At 74.5% G+C, this 20839-nt stretch carries 16 protein-coding genes and 1 pseudogene; 12 read left to right on the forward strand and 5 right to left on the reverse strand.

The annotated features are described in order from the left end of the window. Positions 1-6: 6 nt before the first annotated feature. The 7 genes from QNH85_RS14640 (at position 7) to QNH85_RS14670 (ending at position 6212) form a co-directional block, all read left to right on the forward strand. Positions 7-663, forward strand: coding sequence for a TetR/AcrR family transcriptional regulator (locus QNH85_RS14640; protein WP_282947557.1), 657 nt, complete (start codon positions 7-9; stop codon positions 661-663). Next, the gene (locus QNH85_RS14645; RefSeq protein ID WP_282947559.1) at positions 653-1438 is read left to right on the forward strand and encodes a hypothetical protein; all 786 of its coding nucleotides are present in this window, start codon (positions 653-655) and stop codon (positions 1436-1438) included. Before QNH85_RS14640 ends, QNH85_RS14645 begins: the two co-directional genes overlap by 11 nt. Continuing rightward, on the forward strand, positions 1435-2712 hold the full coding sequence (locus tag QNH85_RS14650) for an aminotransferase class III-fold pyridoxal phosphate-dependent enzyme (RefSeq protein WP_213282897.1): 1278 nt from the start codon (positions 1435-1437) through the stop codon (positions 2710-2712). Before QNH85_RS14645 ends, QNH85_RS14650 begins: the two co-directional genes overlap by 4 nt. Before the next feature lie 60 nt (positions 2713-2772). After that, positions 2773-4038 (forward strand): MFS transporter, encoded by a 1266-nt coding sequence (locus QNH85_RS14655; RefSeq protein WP_282947561.1) that lies wholly within the window; start codon positions 2773-2775, stop codon positions 4036-4038. 58 nt (positions 4039-4096) lie between these two features. After that, positions 4097-4576 (forward strand): VOC family protein, encoded by a 480-nt coding sequence (locus QNH85_RS14660; protein ID WP_282947563.1) that lies wholly within the window; start codon positions 4097-4099, stop codon positions 4574-4576. Between the two features lie 132 nt (positions 4577-4708). Beyond that, positions 4709-5704: a DMT family transporter gene (locus tag QNH85_RS14665; RefSeq protein WP_282947630.1), complete on the forward strand. Its 996-nt coding sequence runs from the start codon at positions 4709-4711 to the stop codon at positions 5702-5704. 4 nt (positions 5705-5708) lie between these two features. Beyond that, positions 5709-6212 carry an acyl-CoA thioesterase gene (locus QNH85_RS14670; protein ID WP_282947565.1) on the forward strand — a complete coding sequence of 168 codons (504 nt, stop codon included), beginning with the start codon at positions 5709-5711 and terminating at the stop codon, positions 6210-6212. A gap of 10 nt (positions 6213-6222) precedes the next feature. Here QNH85_RS14670 and QNH85_RS14675 read toward each other — a convergent pair whose 3' ends face one another. Next, on the reverse strand, positions 6223-7092 hold the full coding sequence (locus QNH85_RS14675) for a Cof-type HAD-IIB family hydrolase (RefSeq protein ID WP_282947567.1): 870 nt from the start codon (positions 7090-7092) through the stop codon (positions 6223-6225). Between the two features lie 231 nt (positions 7093-7323). Between QNH85_RS14675 and QNH85_RS14680 the strand changes: the two genes are divergently transcribed. Continuing rightward, entirely contained in the window at positions 7324-8130 is an 807-nt protein-coding gene (locus QNH85_RS14680; protein WP_282947568.1) for an SCO4651 family lipoprotein, read from the forward strand. Between the two features lie 27 nt (positions 8131-8157). On the opposite strand, the gene QNH85_RS14685 is transcribed toward QNH85_RS14680, so the two are convergent. Then, positions 8158-9186 carry a LacI family DNA-binding transcriptional regulator gene (locus QNH85_RS14685; protein WP_213282893.1) on the reverse strand — a complete coding sequence of 343 codons (1029 nt, stop codon included), beginning with the start codon at positions 9184-9186 and terminating at the stop codon, positions 8158-8160. Positions 9187-9367: 181 nt separating this feature from the next. On the opposite strand from QNH85_RS14685, the gene QNH85_RS14690 reads away from it, so the two are divergent. The 4 genes and pseudogenes from QNH85_RS14690 (at position 9368) to QNH85_RS14705 (ending at position 16391) form a co-directional block, all read left to right on the forward strand. Beyond that, entirely contained in the window at positions 9368-11632 is a 2265-nt protein-coding gene (locus QNH85_RS14690) for a family 78 glycoside hydrolase catalytic domain (protein ID WP_282947569.1), read from the forward strand. A gap of 169 nt (positions 11633-11801) precedes the next feature. Then, complete coding sequence (locus QNH85_RS14695; RefSeq protein WP_213282891.1) at positions 11802-14384, forward strand: ATP-dependent Clp protease ATP-binding subunit; 2583 nt, start codon at positions 11802-11804, stop codon at positions 14382-14384. A 200-nt stretch (positions 14385-14584) separates the two neighbouring features. Further along, positions 14585-15472, forward strand: a pseudogene (locus QNH85_RS14700) (LacI family DNA-binding transcriptional regulator); the annotation flags it as partial. 196 nt (positions 15473-15668) lie between these two features. Next, positions 15669-16391, forward strand: coding sequence for an alpha/beta fold hydrolase (locus QNH85_RS14705; RefSeq protein WP_282947570.1), 723 nt, complete (start codon positions 15669-15671; stop codon positions 16389-16391). 58 nt (positions 16392-16449) lie between these two features. On the opposite strand, the gene QNH85_RS14710 is transcribed toward QNH85_RS14705, so the two are convergent. The 3 genes from QNH85_RS14710 to QNH85_RS14720 form a co-directional block, all read right to left on the reverse strand. Beyond that, positions 16450-17766: an MFS transporter gene (locus QNH85_RS14710; RefSeq protein WP_282947572.1), complete on the reverse strand. Its 1317-nt coding sequence runs from the start codon at positions 17764-17766 to the stop codon at positions 16450-16452. Positions 17767-17897: 131 nt separating this feature from the next. Then, positions 17898-20105, reverse strand: a complete 2208-nt coding sequence (locus tag QNH85_RS14715) for a glycoside hydrolase family 3 C-terminal domain-containing protein (RefSeq protein ID WP_282947574.1) — start codon at positions 20103-20105, stop codon at positions 17898-17900. A gap of 102 nt (positions 20106-20207) precedes the next feature. Continuing rightward, positions 20208-20810, reverse strand: coding sequence for a TetR/AcrR family transcriptional regulator (locus tag QNH85_RS14720; protein WP_282947576.1), 603 nt, complete (start codon positions 20808-20810; stop codon positions 20208-20210). Between the last annotated feature and the right edge of the window lie 29 nt (positions 20811-20839).

Consider the following 20839-nt stretch of genomic DNA (forward strand, 5'->3'; position numbering starts at 1 on the left):
CCCCGGATGGCCGTGGAGGACCGGCGGCGCTCGCTGATCGACGCCGCGATCCGGGTGATCGCGCGGGACGGGGTCGCGGGCGCCACGACCCGGGCGGTCGTCGCGGAGGCCGGGATGTCCCTGGCGAGCCTGCACTACGCGTTCCCGTCCCGGGAGCACCTGATGGAGGCCGTGATCGCGGAGGTGACCGACCAGGAGCGGCGCACCGCGGAGTCCGGCCTGCTGCCGGTCGTCCCGACCCCCGACGCCGCCGAGCCGCCCGGCCTGGAGGACGTCATCCGCGACGGCCTGGAGCGGTTCGTCGACCTGGTCGCGGCCGACCCCGCGCGCGAGCAGGCGCTGCTCGAGCTGGCCCTGTACGCGATGCGGACGGGCGGCCAGCGGGCGGCGCTCGTCGCGCAGTACGCCGTCTACCACCAGTCCGCCCGCGCGACGCTCGCGACGGCCGCGCACGCGACGGGCAGCCGCTGGACCGTGCCGCTGGACCAGGCGGCCCGCGCGCTCGTCATGGTCACCGACGGGCTGACGACCGCGTGGCTCGCGGACCGCGACACGGCGGCCGCCCGGGAGACCGCGCGGTTCGCGGCCCGGGCGCTCGCGGCGCTCGCCGAACCGGCGGCGTCCGCGCCGGACCACGACCAGGAGGAGTCCCGTGCTCACTGACACCGACCCGCGCGCCGCGGCGTACGTCAACCTCTACGCGGTGCTCGGCACGCTGCCCGAGCTGGTCCGGCGCGTGCCCGAGGCCCGCGCGGTGCTGGCCGTCGACCCGCGCCCCGTGTCGCTGGCGTTCGTCGTGCGGGGCGGCCCGCGCGGCGTGCTGGCGTTCTCGGGCGGGGACGTCCGGGTGGTCCCCGACCGCACGGTCGCGACCGTCGTCCTGCCGTTCGCGAGCCCCGAGGCGTTCAACCGGGTGGTCGACGGCACCGCCCGCCCGGTCCCGGTGACCGGGTTCCACCGCGTGCCGTTCCTGCTCCGCGTGCTCGCCCCTCTGACGGAGCTGCTGGCCCGGTACCTGCGGCCGTCGGCCGAGGACCTCGCGGACCCGGCGTTCCGCGCCACCAGCACCGCGCTCACGCTGCACGTCGCGGCGGCGGCCGCCGCGCAGCTCGCGAACGAGGACCGCTCCGGGCGGTTCAGCGCCCACCTGATCCCCGACGGGGACGTCGCGCTCGAGGTCACGGGGGCCGTCGACTGGACGCTGCGGACCGCCGGCCACCGGATGACGTTCCTGCCGGACCGCTCCCCGCGGCCGCGCGCCGCCCTGACGTTCGCGGACCTCGACACCGCCGGTGCCCTGCTCGCGGGCCGGGTCAGCGCGGTCGCGTGCCTCGGCGACGGCCGGATGGCGATGCGCGGCACCGTCTCGATGGTCGACAACGTCAACCGCATCCTCGACCGCGTCGGCCACTACCTCGCAGATGGAGCCCCGGCATGACCACGACCACCCCCACCACGCCGTACACGTACGCGAAGAGCCGCGAGGCGTTCGAGCGCGCGCTGCGCGTCGTCCCGTCCGGGATCTACGGCCACCAGGGGCCCGCCGAGGGGTGCTACATCCCGACGACCGCCTTCCCGCTGTTCTCGCAGCGGGCGCAGGGCACCCGGTTCTGGGACGTCGACGGCAACGAGTACCTCGACTACATGTGCGGGTACGGGCCGAACGTCCTCGGCTACAACGACCCGGACGTCGCCGCGGCCGCGGCCGCCCAGGGCCGGCTCGAGGACGTCGTCACCCTGCCCTCCACGGTGATGATCGACTTCGCGGAGCTGCTGGTCGACACCGTCGCCAGCGCGGACTGGGCGTTCTTCGCCAAGAACGGCGGCGACACCACGACGCTGGCGGTGATGACGGCCCGCGCGGCGACCCGCCGGAAGAAGATCGTGTTCTTCGACGGCTTCTACCACGGGGTCGCGCCGTGGTCGCAGAAGCTCGACTACCCCGGCGTCCTGGAGGAGGACGTCGCCCACAACCTGTACGCGCCGTGGGACGACCTGGCTGCCCTGGAGCGGCTGCTGTCCGAGCACCGCGGCGAGGTCGCCGGCCTGATCGCCCAGCCGTACATGCACGGCAACTTCGTCGACAACCGGCTGCCGAGCCCGGGCTTCTGGCAGGGCGTCCGGCGGCTGTGCGACGAGCACGGCGTGGTGCTGATCGTCGACGACGTGCGGGCCGGGTTCCGGCTGGACCTCGCCGGGTCGGACCACCACTTCGGGTTCCGGGCCGACCTCATCTGCTTCTGCAAGGCGCTGGCCAACGGCTACAACGTGTCCGCCCTGTGCGGCCGCGAGTCGCTGAAGGACGTGGTGAGCAGCCTGTCCTACACCGGGTCGTACTGGATGAGCGCGGTGCCGTTCGCGGCCGGGATCGCGACGCTCCGCAAGCTGCAGGCGCTCGACGCCCCGGCGCTGTTCGACCGGCTCGGCACGGAGCTCACCACCGGGCTGGTCGCGGCCGCCGCCGACCACGGCCTGCACCTGGTGGCGTCGGGGGCGCCCGCGCTGTTCTACCTGCGCCTCGCCGACGACGACTCGCTGATGCTGCACCAGGAGTGGGTCGCCGAGTGCGTGCAGCGCGGGGTGTTCCTCACCTCGCACCACAACCACTTCATCAACGCCGCGCTGACGTCCGCCGACGTCGCCCGGACGGTGGAGATCGCGCACGAGGCCTTCGGGATCGTGCGGGCGCGGCACCCCGAGCTCGACGGCTGACCGGCACCACCCCACCCGACGGCCCGACGACGTGCCGCCCCGAGCAGACGAGGCGCACCGATGGACGACCCGAGCGAGACCACGACCGCACCCGCCCCGAGCGCCGCGCCCGACCCCGGCGGTCCCGCCGGTCGCCCCCCGGCACCCGGCGGGGCGACCGTGCGGGCGCGGGTGGCCGTGTCCGCCGCGTACGCCGCCCAGGGCTTCGGCTACGCCACCGTGGTCACGGCGCTGCCCGCGTTCAAGGAGCGGCAGGGCATGGACGACACCGCCGTGTCGCTGGTCGTGCTCCTGGTCTGCGTCGGGGCCGCGGCGGGTTCGGTCGGGGCGGAGCGCGTGGCGGCCCGGCGGGGCAGCCGCGCGGCGGTCCTGCTGGGGCTCGCGCTCCAGGCGGTCGCCCTGCCGGTGATCGCGCTGGGCGCGGCGACGGGGCCGTTCGTCGCCGGGTTCGCGGTCTACGGCATCGGGCTCGGGATGGTGGACGCGGCGGGCGGCATCCAGGGGGTGCTGGTCCAGCGCCGGTACGGGCGCCCGGTGATGTCCGGGTTCTTCGCCTGCTACACGGCCGCGGCGGTCGCCGGCGCGCTGGTCATGTCGGCCCTCGTCGGGGGTGCCGGGGCGCCGGGCGCTGCCGGCGCGCTCGTGGTGGCGGCGGTGGCGCTGGCCGGTGCGCTGGTGCTCGGACGGGCCAGGCTGGTGGCGTCCGACCTGGCGCTCGCGGCCCCGGGCGCCGGGCCGGCCCCCGTGCCCGACCCGGCCGGGCGCGGCCCGCTGCCGGCCCGCGGGATCTGGCTGGTCGGCACCGTCGTGCTCGCGGCCTTCGTGGCCGACTCGGCGGTCAGCACGTGGAGCACCGTCTACCTGCACGACGTGCTGCTCGCGTCCGCCGCCGTCGCGCCCCTGGGCTACGCGGCGTACCAGGCGGCGATCCTCGTCACGCGGCTGGTCGGCGACCGGCTCGTCGTCCGCACGGGCCGGGGCCCGCTCGTCGCCGCGACCGCGCTCGCCGCCACCCTCGGGCTGGTGCTGGTGGCGCTGGTGCCGAGCACCGCGGCGGCGGTCGTCGGCTTCGCGGTGGTCGGGATCGGCGTCGGGGCGCTCGTCCCGCTGGCGTTCTCCGCCGCGGGGGAGCTCGACCCCCTGCGGGTCGACGCGGTCGTGGCGCGCGTCAACCTGTTCAACTACGCCGGCGCGGTGCTCGGGGCGGTCGCCGTCGGGCTCCTCGCGGACGGGCCGGGCCTCGCCCTCGCGTTCCTGCTGCCGGCGGCCGTGGTCGCGCCGACGGTCGTCACGGCCCGGCGGCTCTCCACCCAGCGCGGGCGGTGACGCGGGCGACGCCGAGCGGCACACTGGCCGGGACCGCACCGAGTCGAGGAGGCCTCCCGTGCAGACCAGCGTGCACCCGTTCCTGTGGTTCGACGACCAGGCGGAGGAGGCCGCGGCGCTGTACACGTCGCTGATCCCGCGCTCCCGCGTGACCGCGACGCGCACCTACCCCGACGGCGCGCCCGGCGACATGGCCGGGACGGTGATGTCGGTGTCGTTCGAGCTGGACGGGCTGCCGGTCGAGGCCCTCAACGCCGGCCCCCAGTTCCGGTTCACCGAGGCGTTCTCGTTCTACGTCTCCGTGACGACGCAGGACGAGGTCGACCGGCTGTGGGACGGGCTGATCGCCGGCGGCGGGGAGCTGTCGCAGTGCGGCTGGCTCAAGGACCCGTACGGGCTCTCGTGGCAGATCGTCCCGACGGCGCTCGACGAGCTGCTGGGCGACCCGGACCCCGGGCGCGCGCAGCGGGCCATGCAGGCGATGCTCGGCATGACCCGGCTCGACATCGCCGCGCTGCGCGCCGCCGCGGACGGCTGAGCGCACGCCGGTGCGACGTCGCGAACCCGCCAGAACCGTGTCGGCGGCGGGCCGTACGCTGCCCCGGTGACCGATCAGACGCGAGGCCGGGCCGCAGGTCCGGGCGCCACGACCGTGGCCCAGTTCGTCGCCATGGGCCTGGTGTGGGGCGCGAGCTTCCTGTTCATGAAGGTGGCGCTCGACGGCACCACGCCCCTGCAGATCGTGTGGACCCGGCTGGTGCTCGGTGCCGTCGCGCTCGGCGCCGTCGTGCTCGTCACCCGCGCGCCCCTGCCGCGCAGCCGCGCCCTCTGGGGCCACTTCGCGGTGCTCGGCGTGGTCGGGTGCGCGATACCGTTCAGCCTGTTCGCGTGGGCGGAGCAGCACGTCTCGTCCGGCGTCGCCTCGATCTACAACGCCACCACCCCGCTCATGACGGCGCTCATGGTCACGCTCGCGTTCCGCGTCGAGCGGCTGACCCGGGACCGGCTCGTCGGCGTCGCGGTCGGGCTGGCCGGTGTCGTCGTGATCATCGCGCCGTGGCAGCTCGCGTCGGGCGCCGGCTCGCTCGACGAGGCCGCCGGGCAGCTCGCGTGCCTCGGGGCGGCGCTCTGCTACGGGGTCACCTTCGCGTACCTGCGGCGGTTCGTGACCCCCCGCGGCGTGCCGGCCCTGACCACCGCCTTCCTGCAGGTCGGGTTCGGCGCCGTGGCGCTGCTGCTGCTGACGCCGGTGGTCGTCGCCTCTCCCGTGGACCTGACGCCGCAGATCGTCGGGAGCCTCGTGGTGCTCGGCGTGCTGGGCACGGGAGTCGCCTACCTGTGGAACGTCAACGTGCTGCTGCGCTGGGGCCCCACGGCCGCCAGCACGGTCACGTACATCACGCCGGTCGTCGGCGTCGCGCTCGGGGTGCTGGTGCTGGACGAGCGGCTGGGGTGGCACGAGCCCGCCGGCGCCGTGCTCGTCCTGCTGGGCATCCTGCTGGCGCAGGGGCGGCTCCGGCGTCGCGGGCGCGTGCCGGCCGCCGTCGCGCGCGTCGCAGCCGGTCCTGCCGTCGTCGGTCCCGTCGGCGCCGGGCCGATCGCCGCCGAGGCGGTGACCCGGTCGCCCGGCACGGGAGCGACGACCGGCTCGCCCGACCTACGCTGAGCGGGTGACCGAGACCGCCCCGACCCCGGCCCGGCGCGGACGCGTGACGATGCAGGTCCGGTGGTCCGACGTCGACCTGTTCGCGCACGTCAACAACGCCGCGTACCTCCGCTTCCTCGACGACGCCCGGTTCGCGCTGTTCCCGTCCATGGGCGTGGACCCCGCGGGGCGCCCGACGGACTCGCTGCTGGTCGTGGTCAAGCACGAGATCGAGTACCTCGCGCCGCTGTCGTTCCGGCCCGCGCCGATCGCGGTGGACGTGTGGATCCCGCGGATCGGGCGGTCGTCGGTGGACTTCGCGTACGAGGTGGTCGACGTGCCGCAGGTCGACGACGACGGCGGCAGCGCGGCCCCGGCCCCCGGGGCCGATCCCCCCGTCTACCTGCGGGCGCGTTCCCGCATGGTGCAGCTCGACCGCGAGACCCACGAGCCGCGCCCGTTCACGTCCGACGAGCGCGCGGTCTTCGAGGCGTTCCCCGGCGAGGCGCCGGTCCTGCACGGCTGGTGAGCCGCCCGGCTCACTCCGGCAGCGTCATCCCCAGCGCCGCGGCGATGGTCCGCACGACGCCGTTGCGGCTGTTCGCCGGCGCGACGTACCGGGCGCGGGCCCGCACGTCGGGGTGGGCGTTGTCCATCGCGAACGACCAGTGCGCGGCGTCCAGCAGCCCCGTGTCGTTCAGGTAGTCGCCGAACGCCATCGTCTGCTCGGGCGTGACGCCCAGCCGCTCCTGCACCCGCCGCAGCGCGTGGCCCTTGTCGGCGTCCGGGTTCATCACGTCGAGCCAGTGCCGGCCGGACACCACCACCCGCAGCCGGTCGGCGAGGTCCGCGAACGCGGGCGCCGTGGCCTCCTCGACCGAGCCGAAGTCGAACACCGCGATCTTCAGGACCACGTCGTCCACGGCCGCGAGGTCGTCGACCTGCTCGAGCCAGGCGTAGTGCCGGGCGGCGTGCTCCGCGAACGCGCCGTCGCCCCGCTCGATGTAGCCGGCGCGCTGCCCGCACAGCACCATGCCGACGTCACCGCCGGCGGCCGCGAGGTCCCGGACCCGCTGGATGACGACGGGCACCTCGGGGGCCGGCAGCGGGTCGGTGGACAGCGCCGCGCCGTCCTGGACGACGTAGGCCCCGTTCTCCGCGATGTAGACCAGGTCGCGGCCGCGGTCCCCGAACTGCTCCCTCAGGTTCGCGTACTGCCGCCCGCTCGCGGGGCAGAACGCGATGCCGCGGCGGTCCAGCTCGTCCAGCACGGGCCACAGGCCGTCGGGCACGCGCCCGCGCTCGTCCAGCAGCGAGCCGTCCATGTCGGACGCGATCAGGCGGATGTCGTGGCCGGCGGGCAGCACCGGCGGGTCGAGGACGGGCGTGGTGGCGCTGAGCGAGGACACCCCGGCATTCTCGCAGGGTGGTGCGTTGCTCCGTCCGGGTGACGTGCTCCGGCTGCGGGCGCCCCGTCGCCGACCTCGCCGGTCACGTGGTCCCGAGGGGCGATACGGTCGGCACGCCGATCCGCCCCGCGCGTGGCCGGCGTCGACAGGGGGACCAGGCGGCACCGCGTGCGGAGCCGCGCGCCCGGTCGCGCCCGGCGCGCGGGGCCCACCGCTCCGAGGAGATCTCACATGCGCGTCTCGCGTGGCATCGCCGTCCTGTCCGTCACCGCCGCGGCCGTCCTGGGCCTGACCGCCTGCTCGTCCGACTCCGGCACGAAGGTGGACAAGCCCGCCGCCGAGGCGTCGGCGCCCGCCGAGGAAGCCGCGGAGGCCGAGTCGGACTTCGACCTCACGGCCGAGGACTTCGTCTCCCGGGTGACGGCCGCCTCCCAGGCCGCGGGCACCCTGACGATGCAGATGACGACCACGGCGGCGGGCACCACCACCGACGCCACGGGCGTCATCCGCTACGTCGACGGCGCCGGGCAGGAGATGACCATGGTCACCACCGTGCCGGACGTCGGCGACGTCGAGATCCGCGTGGTCGGCGGCATGGTCTACATGAGCATGGGCGAGCTGACCGGCGGCAAGTTCATCCAGGTGGACCCCGCGGACACCTCGAACCCGCTCGCCGCGTCGTTCCAGGGCATGTCGGGCCAGCTCGACCCGACCGGTGCCCTCTCGCAGATGGAGGGCGCCGTCGTCTCGGTCGAGAAGGCCGGCGAGCCGGAGGAGGTCGGCGGCGCGCTGGCCCAGCCCTACACGATGGTCATCGACACCGCGGCGGCCTCCGCCGCGATGTCCTCGGAGCTCGCCGGCGCTGCCTCGCTGCCGCCCCAGATGTCGTACACCTACTGGATCGACGCGGACGACCTGATGCGCCGCATGAGCGCGGAGCTGCCGAGCGGGTCGATCGACGCCACGTTCACCGGGTGGGGCGAGCCCGTCGACATCGTCGCGCCGTCGGCCGACCAGATCACCGAGATGCCCTTCTGACGTGGACCCGGCCGACGCGGACCGTCGTCACGCCGGCACGCTCGTCGACCGCACCACGAGCTCCGGCTGGAACACCACGTGCTCGCGCACGGGGTTGCCGTCCGCGTCGCGGGACAGGAGCACGTCGGCGGCGCGGTAGCCGACGTCGTGCGCCGGCTGTCGCACGGAGGTCAGGGGCGTGGCGAGCTCGGCGGCGATCTCGATGTCGTCGTACCCGACGATGGCGGTCCGTCCGAGCAGGTCGGGCCGCCGCCGGCGGATCTCCCGCTGCACGCCGATGGCGGCGAGGTCGTTGACGCAGAACACCGCGCGGGGTGCGGGGTCCTCCTCGAGCAGGGGCGCGAACGCCGCGGCCGCGCCCCCGGCGTCGAGCGAGGGGATGCGCACCTCCCGGACCACGGCGTCGGGGTCGAGGCCGTGGCGCTCGACGGCGCGGTGCAGCCCGGCGAGGCGGTCGCGGCACTGCCGGATGGAGTGCGGGCCGTTGAGCATGAGGATCTCGCGGTGCCCGAGCGACAGCAGGTGCTCGCCGGCCATCCGGCCGCCGGCGACGTCGTCCACGGCCACGGACGACAGCGAGTCCGTGGGGGACGGCATGTCGAGCAGCACGGTGTGCACGCCCCGCGCGGCGAGCGCGAGCAGGGGGCCGAGGTCGTCGCCGGTCGGCACGACCAGCAGGCCCGACACCCCGTGCTCCTCGAACAGCCGGAGGTACCGGGCCTCGCGCTCGGGGTCGTCGTCGGAGCTGGCGAGCATGAGGGTGTGGTCGGCGAGCGCCAGCCGGTCCTCGACGCCCCGCGCCGCCTCGGTGAAGAACGGGTTCCGGATGTCGAGCACGATCGCGCCGACGGTGGTGATGGTCCCCGCGCGGAGCTGCCGCGCCGAGGCGTTCGGCACGAACGAGAGCCGCTGGATCGCGTCGAGCACCCGGTCCCGCGTCGGCTGTGCCACGCGGTCGGGTCGATTCAAGACGTTCGAGACGGTCCCGACGGAGACGCCCGCGAGCCGCGCGACGTCGCCGATCGAGCTCCGACGCGTGGTCGTGGTCCTCGGCACGGGCGGTCCTTCCCGGGTGTCCGGCGTCGTCGTCGGCGACTCTCGCCCCGTTCGCAGGACCCAGGCGCAGCATAGACCGCGGCGCACCGTTGTGAACCGATTCAGTGACGTGTAGCGTGGCGCCGTCCGCCGGTCCCCCGACCGCGCGACCGCCGGCCCCGCACCGTTCGAAGGAGAACCCGTGCCCGTCGCACCCAGCACCGCCGCGTCCGTCCTGGACGCCGCCCAGCCGATCACCGCCGACGCCGACCGCGCCGCCGCCGTCCTGCTCGCGACCACCGTCCCGCTCGACCGGGACCCCTCCGAGGTCCGCGCCGCCCGGCTGGTCGCCACCGCGCACGGCGTGTACGAGGCGAGCGTCAACGGCCGCCCGGTCACCGAGTCGGTGCTGAACCCCGGCTGGACCGCCTACGAGTGGCGGCTCCAGGTGCAGGCGTTCGACGTCACGGAGCTCGTGGCGTCGGGCCCCCGGGACGTCACCGTCGAGGCCCTGCTCGGGAACGGCTGGTACCGCGGCGACCTCGGCTTCGCCGGAGCGAACGCGAACTACGGGACCGACCTCGCGCTCCTCGCCGCGCTGGTCGTGACGTTCGACGACGGCACCACGCAGACGATCGGCAGCTCCCCGGACTGGACGGGCCGGACCTCCCCGACGACCTCGGCGTCGATCTACGGCGGGCAGCGGATCGACGCGCGGCTGCGCGGCGGCGGCGAGCCGCTCCCGGTCCGGACCGCCGAGCTGGACCGCGGCACGCTGGTCGAGCAGGCCGGCCCGCTGGTCACCCGGCACGAGGTGCTGCGGCCCGAGCGCGTCTGGGCCTCGCCGTCGGGCCGCACGCTCGTCGATTTCGGCCAGAACCTCGTCGGCTGGATCCGCGTGACGGTGACCGGGCCGGCGGGGACCGAGGTCGTCCTGCGGCACGCCGAGGTCCTGGAGGACGGGGAGCTCGGCACGCGGCCCCTGCGCGCCGCCGCGCAGACGGACACGTTCGTCCTGTCCGGCGGGGCCGACGTCTTCGAGCCGACGTTCACGTTCCACGGCTTCCGGTACGCGGAGGTCACCGGCTGGCCCGGTGAGCTCGCGCCCGACGCGCTCGAGGCCGTCGTCGTGCACTCGGACATGCGCCGCACCAGCGAGTTCGCGTCGTCCGACCCGCTGGTCGACCAGCTCGTGCGCAACTCGGTGTGGGGGCAGAAGGGCAACTTCCTCGACGTCCCGACGGACTGCCCGCAGCGCGACGAGCGCCTGGGCTGGACCGGCGACATCGCCGCCTACGCGGCGTCCGCGTCCTTCCAGTTCGACACGGCCGACTTCCTGCACAAGTGGCTGCTGGACGTGGAGCAGGAGGTCCGGCACTCGCCGCACGGCACCGTGCCGCACGTCGTCCCGGACGTGCTCAAGCACGGGGACATGTCCGGCGTCGAGGGCGAGGGCTTCGGGAACAACGCGACGGCGGTGTGGGGCGACGCCGCCGTGTGGGTCCCGCAGGCGCTCTGGCAGGCGTACGGGGACGCGGACCGGCTCGCCGCCCACTACCCCGGGATGGTGCTGCACCTCGAGTCGGTCGAGCGGGACCTCTCGCCGACGGGGCTGTGGGACCAGGGGTTCCAGTTCGGCGACTGGCTGGACCCGGACGCCTCGCCGCACGAGCCGTGGAACGCGAAGGCCGACAAGGGCGTCGTCGCGACGGCGTGCCTGTTCCGCAGCGCGTCGTTCGCCGCCGAGGCCGCGGGAGTCCTCGGGCGCGCCGACGACGCCGCCCGCTGGACCGCGCTCGCCGAGCGCACCCGCGCCGCGTTCGTCGAGCACTACGTCGACGGCGGCCGGATCCTGTCCGACTGCGCCACCGTCTACGCCCTCGCGATCGCGTTCGGGCTGCTGGACGACCAGGACCGCACGGCGGCCGCCGCCCGGCTGGCCGAGATCGTCCGGGAGTCCGGCTACCGCGTGACCACGGGCTTCGCGGGCACCCCCTTCATCACGTGGGCGCTGTCCGAGACGGGCTACGTCGACGAGGCGTACCGGCTGCTGCTGGAGAAGGAGTGCCCGTCCTGGCTGTACCCCGTCACGATGGGCGCGACGACGGTCTGGGAGCGGTGGGACTCGATGCTGCCCGACGGCACGATCAACCCCGGCGAGATGACGTCGTTCAACCACTACGCGCTCGGGGCGGTCGCCGACTGGATCTACCAGGTCGTCGCCGGCATCCGCCCCGCCGCGCCCGGCTACCGGCGCGTCCGGGTCCAGCCGGTGCCCGGGCCGGGCATCGACCACGTCACCGCCGCGTACGACTCCCGCGCCGGCCGCATCGAGGTCGCGTGGCGGCGCGACGAGGCCGGCTTCACGCTCGACGTCACGGTCCCGGACGGCGTGCCGGCGGAGGTCGTCCTCCCCGACGGCCGCGTGCACGAGGTCGAGGGCGGCACCCACACCTTCACGTCCTGACGCGGGCCCCCGGCGTCCCCGGACCGGGGCCGTCACGCCAGGGGCGAACACGGGACGCCCCGGAGACCCCCCGCCGTTAGCATCGAACAACGCCGCCTCGTCGTGCGTGGCGCACGGGCAACAAGAGCCCGGTCGCGTCCGACGAGCACGCCGCTCGTGAGGAGTGCACATGTTCGAGAGATTCACGGACCGAGCCCGTCGCGTGGTCGTCCTCGCCCAGGAAGAGGCGCGGATGCTCAACCACAACTACATCGGCACCGAGCACATCCTCCTGGGCCTGATCCACGAGGGGGAGGGTGTCGCGGCCAAGGCCCTGGAGTCGCTGAACATCTCGCTCGACGCGGTGCGCGCCCAGGTGCAGGAGATCATCGGCGAGGGCCAGCAGGCCCCGAGCGGGCACATCCCGTTCACGCCGCGTGCCAAGAAGGTGCTGGAGCTGTCGCTGCGCGAGGCGCTGCAGCTCGGCCACAACTACATCGGGACCGAGCACATCCTGCTCGGCCTCATCCGCGAGGGTGAGGGCGTCGCCGCCCAGGTCCTGGGCAAGCTCGGCGCCGACCTCAACCGCGTGCGCCAGCAGGTCATCCAGCTGCTGTCCGGCTACCAGGGCAAGGAGCCCGTGGCCGCCGGTGGCCCGCAGGAGGGTCAGCCCTCCGGCTCCGCCGTCCTCGACCAGTTCGGCCGCAACCTGACGCAGGCCGCGCGCGAGGGCAAGCTCGACCCGGTCATCGGGCGCGAGAAGGAGATCGAGCGGGTCATGCAGGTGCTGTCCCGCCGCACCAAGAACAACCCCGTGCTGATCGGTGAGCCCGGCGTCGGCAAGACCGCCGTCGTCGAGGGCCTCGCCCAGGACATCGTCCGCGGCGACGTCCCCGAGACGCTGAAGGACAAGCAGCTCTACACGCTGGACCTCGGCGCCCTGGTGGCCGGCAGCCGCTACCGCGGTGACTTCGAGGAGCGCCTGAAGAAGGTGCTCAAGGAGATCCGCACCCGCGGCGACATCATCCTGTTCATCGACGAGATCCACACCCTCGTGGGTGCGGGTGCCGCCGAGGGCGCGATCGACGCCGCCAGCATCCTCAAGCCGATGCTCGCCCGCGGCGAGCTGCAGACGGTCGGTGCCACGACGCTCGACGAGTACCGCAAGTACGTCGAGAAGGACCCGGCCCTCGAGCGCCGGTTCCAGCCGATCCAGGTGTCCGAGCCGAACCTGCAGCACGCCATCGAGATCCTCAAGGGCCTGCGCGACCGGTACGAGGCGCACCACCGGGTGTCCATCACCGACGGGGCCCTCGTGGCCGCGGCGACGCTGGCCGACCGGTACGTCAACGACCGGTTCCTGCCGGACAAGGCGATCGACCTGGTCGACGAGGCCGGTGCCCGCCTGCGGATCCGTCGCATGACGGCCCCGCCGGAGCTCCGCGAGCTCGACGAGCAGATCTCCGAGACGCGCCGCGACAAGGAGTCCGCGATCGACGAGCAGGATTTCGAGAAGGCCGCGCGGCTGCGCGACCAGGAGAAGCAGCTCGGCCTCAAGCGCCAGGAGAAGGAGAAGGCCTGGAAGTCGGGCGACCTGGACGCGGTCGCCGAGGTCGACGAGGAGCTCATCGCCGAGGTGCTGGCGCTGGCCACCGGGATCCCGGTGTTCAAGCTTACCGAGGCCGAGTCCAGCCGCCTGCTGCACATGGAGGACGAGCTGCACAAGCGCGTCGTCGGGCAGGAGTCGGCGATCAAGGCGCTCTCGCAGGCCATCCGCCGCACGCGTGCCGGCCTGAAGGACCCGAAGCGTCCCGGTGGCTCGTTCATCTTCGCCGGCCCGACCGGCGTCGGGAAGACCGAGCTCGCCAAGGCGCTCGCGGAGTTCCTGTTCGGTGACGAGGACGCGCTGATCCAGCTCGACATGTCCGAGTTCTCGGAGAAGCACACCGTGTCGCGGCTGTTCGGCTCGCCCCCCGGGTACGTCGGCTACGACGAGGGCGGTCAGCTCACCGAGAAGGTGCGGCGCAAGCCGTTCTCGGTCGTGCTGTTCGACGAGGTCGAGAAGGCGCACGCGGACATCTTCAACTCGCTGCTGCAGATCCTCGAGGACGGTCGCCTGACCGACTCGCAGGGCCGGGTGGTCGACTTCAAGAACACCGTCATCATCATGACCACGAACCTCGGCACCCGGGACATCGCCAAGGGCGTCCAGACCGGCTTCCAGGCCGGCGGCGACCTGTCGACGTCGTACGAGCGCATGAAGACGAAGGTCAACGACGAGCTCAAGACGCACTTCCGTCCGGAGTTCCTCAACCGCGTCGACGACGTGGTCGTGTTCCCGCAGCTCTCGCAGCCCGAGATCTTCCAGATCGTCGACCTGATGATCGCGAAGCTCGACGGCCGCCTGCGCGACAAGGAGATGGGCATCGAGCTCACCGAGGCGGCCAAGAAGCTGCTCTCGGAGAAGGGCTACGACCCGGTTCTGGGCGCCCGGCCGCTGCGCCGCGCGATCCAGCGGGAGATCGAGGACGCGCTGTCCGAGAAGATCCTGTTCGGCGAGCTGCACGCGGGTCAGCAGATCGTCGTGGACGCGCACGGCGAGGGCATCCTCGGCGAGTTCGTGTTCCGCGGGGAGGAGCGTGGCTCTCGCCCCAAGGAGCCGGCCGCCGTCGGGGCGCACTCCGCCGGGACGCCGGGCTCCGGCACGGACGTCCCCCCGGCGCCGCCGATCGCGTCGTCCGGTGACGGCGGGACGGGCCTCCTGCCCGCCTGACGCCGCACCGCCCAGCAGGGCCACGACAAGGGCCGGGTCGCACCGCGAGGTGCGGCCCGGCCCTTCGTCGTCCCGGGGAGCGGGTCACGGACCGACCGTCGCATTCGCCCGGAATTCACCCGGAAAACGGGCAATTCCGGGGGTGGGAGCACCCAGAATCGTTCGATCTCGCGCGAAGGAATGCGCCTACCCTGGCGAGCATGGCCGGACAGGTGACGCTCAGCGACGTGGCCCGGGAGGCGGGGGTCTCCCTCGCCACCGCGTCCCGCGCGCTGAACGGCAGCGCCAACCGGACCGTCGGCGCGGACCTGCGCCAGCGGGTGCTCGCGGCCGCGGCGCGGCTCCGGTACTCCCCGGACGGGATCGCGCAGGCGATGGCGCGCGGCCGCACGACGTCGCTCGGCCTGGTGGTGCACGACATCGCCGACCCGTACTTCGCGGCGATCGCGGCGGGTGTCGCCGCGGCGGCGGACGAGGCCGGCCTGATGGTGACCCTCGCGTCGACCGGGCGCGACCCGCAGCGCGAGATCGAGACCGTGGGCCTCCTCGAGCGGCAGCGGGCCCGGGCGGTGATCCTCGCGGGCGGCCGGACCGGTGACCCCGGGGCGGACGACGCGTTGCGCGCGGCGCTCGACTCGTTCCGCGGCATCGGGGGCGCGGTGGCCGTGATCGGCCAGGCGGCCCTGGGCTCCAGCACGGTCGCCGTCGGCAACCGGGAGGGTGCGGCCGAGCTGGTGCGGGCGCTGCACGAGCGCGGGTACCGCCGGTTCGCGGTGCTCGCCGGCCCGGGCGCGCACGCGACCGCCGCGGAGCGCCGCGACGGCTACCTCGAGGAGCTGGCCGCGCTCGACTGCCCGGTGCCGCCGCACCGGGTGCTCCCCTCACCGCTGAGCCGTGACGGCGCCTACGAGGCGATGCACCGGCTGCTCGCCGACCGGGGCGACGTCGAGGTGGTGCTCGCGCTGAACGACGTCATGGCGGTCGGTGCGCTGGCGGCCGCGCGCGACGCGGGCGTCGACGTGCCGGGCGACCTCGCCGTCGCCGGGTTCGACGGCATCGAGACGCTGCGGGACGTGACCCCCGCGCTCACCACGGTGCGGCTGCCGCTCCGGCAGATCGGCGCGGAGGCCGTGCGGCTGGTGCTCGCGCCGCCCGCGGCCGACCCGGTCGTGGTGCCCGTGCTCAGCGCAGCGGCGGGCCCGGGACTCGACCCCGGGCCCGCCGCTGCGCTGAGCCGCCCGCCCGCCGCCCGCCCGCGTGGCCCCGGGCGGTACGGTCGGCGCCATGTCCGCACCCGAGGGCCTCGTGGCCGGCCTGCACGTCGACGTCGCCGGCACGGGGCCGACCGTCGTCCTGCTGCACGGCAACGGCGAGGACGCCCGGTCCCTGGCGCCGGTGGCGGCCGACCTCGCCCGCGACCACCGGGTGCTGTCCGTCGACGCCCGCGGCCACGGCCGCTCCCCGCGCGGGTCAGGGCCGCTGACCATCGCCGCGATGGCCGACGACGTCGCGGCGGTGCTGGGCGTCGTCGGGCCCGGCGCTCCCGTGCACGTCGTGGGCTACTCCGACGGCGGCAACGTGGCGCTCGTGCTCGCGCTCCGGCACCCGGGCGTCGTGCGGTCGCTCGTGCTGTACGGGGCGAACGTCGACCCCTCCGGGCTGACCCGTCGGGTGCGCGCCGAGGTCACCGTGGCGTGGCTGCGGCAGCGCGCCCGGGGCGTCGTCGACCCCGCGGCCCGTGCCCGGGCCGAGGTCACGGACCTGATGGTGCACCAGCCGCGCATCCCGCTGCGGGCGCTGCAGCGGGTCGCCGTGCCGGTGCTCGTCATGGCGGGGGAGCACGACGTGATCCGCCGCGCCCACACCGAGGCGATCGCGGCCCACCTGCCGGCGGGGGAGTGCGTGATCGTGCCCGGCGCGGACCACGGGCTGCCGCTGGCCGACCCGGGCGCGTTCACCGCCCGGGTGCGCGCGTTCCTCCGACTGCGCAGCGGCCGGGAGGGCTGAACCCGCGCGCCGCCGGCCGGTCCCGGGTGGCTCTCCCGGACCGGCCGGGGCCGTCCGGTCAGCGTGACCGGCGGATCGGCGCGATGAGCAGTGCCGACGCGACGCCGACAAGCGCGGCGACGAGGAACACCGGCCGGTAGGAACCGAGTCCGGCGACGACGGCGGACGTGAGGACGGGGCCCAGGATCTGCCCGCCGGTGTTCGCCATGTTGAGCATCCCGAGGTCCTTCGCGGCGGTGTGCGGGTCGGGCAGCACCTCGTAGTTGAGGGCCTGGTCGACCGAGTTGTAGACGCCGCTCGCGATGCCGAGTCCCACCACGGCGAAGACGATCATCGCCGCCGGTGCCTGCCAGAAGAACGGGACGGAGGTCGCGGCGGCCATGAGCAGCGCCGAGCCGACCACCAGCGGCTTGCGTCGCCCGATGCGGTCCGAGATCGGACCGGAGATCGCCCCGAACACCAGCGAGAGGACGAGCTGCACGGTCGCCATGGTGGCGATGACGGCGCCCGCGGCGACCCCGTCGAGCTCCAGGTAGTCCGTGAGGATGTACAGCTGGTACCCGGTGATCGCGTACATCGACAGGACGAACAGCAGCTTGCCGGCGAGCGCCAGGTAGAAGTCGCGGGCGTCGTGGCGCGGCGGCGTGAAGTTGGTCAGCAGCGTCGCCCGGGAGAACTTCGCGCGGGGCTCGTGCGTGTTGGACCGGTCGGGGGCGAGGACGGCGACGACCGGGCCGGCGAGCAGGATCACACCGGCGAGGACGAGCATGCCGGCGGTCGGGTCGGTGATGTAGCGGGAGGCGAGGATCGTCGCGCCCGACGAGCCGGCGAGGACGCCGACGCCGTAGATCGCGGAGTAGGTGCCCCGCAGGCGCTGCTGCACGCGGTCGGGGACGATCGCGACGATCGGCCCCACGATGGCGTTGAGGAACAGCTGGAAGACGCACCAGATCACGACGATCACGGTCACGTCGTGGCTCCGGGACAGCACCACGAGCATCGCGGCGGTCATCACGGAGCCGAGGATCATCCACGGCGCCCGCTTCCCCATGCGGGAGCGGGTCAGGTCGGAGAGCGCGCCGAAGAGGATGTTCGCCAGCAGGGCGACGATGGAGCCGACGATGCTGAGCGTGGCGACCAGCGAGACCTTGCGGTCGGGGGCGACGATCTCGAGCTGGGCGGGGAGCAGCACGGAGATCATGCCGACGAACGGCCCGATCCACAGAGCCCCGCCGAGCACGAGCGCGACGGCGAGGCGGATCTGGGCCCCGCGCCGCGGCGTCGTCGCCGGCGTCGAGGGGGACGGCGGGGACGGTCGGGGGAGCGCCGCCCGGTCGGGCGCGCTCGTGGCGGGCGGGTGCTCGGTGTGCGACATCGTTGTCCTTCCCGGACGCGACGGTGCGTCTCGGTTCGCCGGGCCCGTGGCCCGGGGCTGACCCGTGCGGGCGCACGGGATCGGTCGCCCCGCCCGGAGCAGGGCGGGGCGACGGGACGACCCGCGGGTCGTCAGTCCAGCGGCAGGGACGCCGCGACGCCCTGCGGGTCGCGCGCGTGCGCCGCGGCGACCATCTCGGCCACGCCCGTCGGGAGGCGCAGCTCCTCGGTGCTCGGGTCCCACCGGGTGAGCGGGCGCAGGGACACGAGGACCGTCACCCGCGCGCTGCTGCCTGCGGCGACGTCCACGGGCGCGAAGCCGAGGAGGTGGCGCTCCGGCTCGTGGCCGTCGCCGGCGACGGCGCCGTAGACCTGGACCACGTGCCGGCCGTCGCGCGTGCCGGTGTTCGCGACCGTGACGGTCACCTCGGCGGTCTCGTCGTCGGTGCGGGCCGCGACCGCGTCCGCGAGCGTGAACGTCGTGTACGAGAGGCCGAACCCCAGGGGGTACGCCGGCTCGACGTCGAGCCGGTCGAGCAGCCGCTGCCCGTGCCAGCGGTCGTACCTGATCGCGGTCGCGTCCCGGTCGAAGAACGGGAGGTGGTCCTCCGTCGTCGGCACGGAGAACGGGAGCCTGCCCGACGGGTCCACCCGTCCCAGCAGCACGTCGGCGAGCGCGTGGCCGCCCTCCATGCCGGAGTACCAGGCCATGACGACGGCGGGGACGTCGTGCCGCCACGACTCCGCGAGGACGGCTCCCGCCGCCACCACCGTGACGACGGTGCGGGGCTGAGCGGCCGCGACGGCGCGGATGATCAGCTCGTCCACCGGGCGGAGCGTCAACCGCGCGCGGTCGCCGCCGAACCCGACGGACTCGCCGCCGGCCACGACGACGCCCGGGGCCTCCGCGGGCTCGTCTCCCTCGGGCAGCGGCGGGAAGAGGTGCTGCACCTGCGGCCCCGCCATGGCGCCCGGGTCCGTGTACTCGCCCTCGTCCGCCGCGGTGTAGCCGGCCACGACGACCGCCGCGTCGCAGGTCGCGGCAGCGGCAGCGGCGGCCTCCGGGTCGTCCTCGGGGACGACCACGATCTCGGTGGCGGGCAGGGCGGCACGGAGGCCGGCGAGCGCGGTGACGACCTCCGGGGCCCGCACGTCGGACGACCCGTGGTCGCCGGTGTTCGCGACGTCCGCCAGCCGTCCGATCACGGCGAGGCGCCGGACGGACGGGTCGAGCGGCAGCACGGGAGTGCCGTCGACAGGGGCGTTGTGCAGGAGGACCATCGAGCGGGCGGCCGCCTCGCGGGCCAGCGCCCGGTGGGCTGCGCTCGCGACCACGTCCGCGGGCGGGGCCGGGGTGTCGACCGCGGCGGAGAACCGGAGCTGGGTGGCGATCGAGCGGACGCCGGAGCGCCGCACCGAGTCCCAGGAGGCGCGCCCCGCCTCGAGGTCGCCGCGCAGGTGCTGCGCGCGCTGCTGGGCGAACGGCTCCTCGACGTCGAGCCCGGCCTCGAGCGACAGCGCGGCGTCACGCAGGCCGAGGATGAAGTCCGAGACGGTCACGCCGGGGAAGCCCCACCGGTCGCGCAGGACGCCGTTCATGAGGTCGGCGTTCTGGCCGGCCCACTCCCCGTTCACGGAGTTGTAGGACGTCATGATCCCGTCGACGCCCTCCTCGACGACCCGCCGGAAGTGCGGCAGGTACACCTCGTGGAGCGTGGCGTCGTCCGCGGTCACGTCGACCTGGAACCGCGCGTTCTCCATGGAGTTGAGGGCGTAGTGCTTGGCGCACGCCATGACGTGCGTGCGGACGCCGCGGGTGAGGGCGGCGCCGAGCTCGCCCAGCAGGACCGGGTCCTCGCCGTAGGTCTCCTGGATGCGGCCCCACGCGGGGTGACGGGGCAGGTTGATGCAGACGCCCGCGAAGAAGTTGCCGCCCTGCGCGCGCACCTCCTCGCCGATGGCCCGGCCGATGCGCTCCTCGAGGTCGGTGTCCCACGTCGCGCCGCGGGCCATCGACACCGGGAACGCGGTCGAGCGGCCCATGACGACGCCGCGCGGCCCGTCGCTGAACCGGAGCCCGGGGATGCCGAGCCGGTCGACGGCGCCGTGCACGATGGGCCGGGTGTTGTACCCGACGGTGGTCATCTCGTGCATGCCTTCCCAGAACGGCTGGTCGCCGTCCAGCAGGCCCAGGCGCTCGTCGTCGGTGAGCCGGTCGTACAGGTTCTCCGCCTGCTCCTGCGCCGACGCCCCGCCCCGCACGGCGGCCACGGCCCGGGAGAAGGCATCCGGCTCCTGCTCCGTCCCGGTGGGGGCTGCGGTCGTGAGGTGCTGGGTCACCGTGATGCTCCTTCGCATGGGGTCGACCTACAACTTAGTAGGTTGTAGGCACGCTAGCGCCGCGCACCTCTCGCGACAAGACCCTGCACGTCGGTTCGGAACCTAGGCCGAGGGCTCGGCGAGCCCGTCGACCGACCGGGCGATGGTCGCCCACGCCGCCACCAGGTCCACGGACGGCTCCCGGAGCCACTGGAGCTGGAGCCCGTCCATCGCGGCGAGCACGTGGCGCGCCAGTGCGTCGGGGTCCGCGACCGTCGGGGGCGCCGCGGTGGCGAACGCCTCCAGGACGCTGCGCTGCCGCGCGGTGAAGTACGCGTGGGCCGGGTGCTCGGCGTCGAGCGACTCCGCCTCCAGCACGCTGTACAGCCGGACGATCTCCGGCTGCGTCGCGTTGCGGCGTACCAGCGCCTCGCACAGCCGAGCCAGGCTCACCCCCCGCAGGTCGACGTCCTCCACGCCGCGCGGGGTCTCGTCGTCCAGGGCGAGCCCGAGCTCGCGCATCAGCGCGCGGATGTCGGCCTCGTCCCGATGCTGGAGCACCGCGACCAGCAGCCCGTCCTTGGACCCGACGTGGTGCAGCAGCCCGGCGACGGTGAGGCCGCAGGCGTCCGCGACGTCCTGCACCGAGGTGCCCCAGAACCCGCGCTCGGAGATCAGCGCGCCCGCCGCCGCCACGATCTGCGCGCGGCGCGCCTCGGGTGCCATCCGTTGCTGCTGCTGGCGTCGCACGCGTG

This window comes from Cellulomonas endometrii (genome assembly GCF_949769265.1).
GTDB lineage: Bacteria > Actinomycetota > Actinomycetes > Actinomycetales > Cellulomonadaceae > Cellulomonas > Cellulomonas endometrii.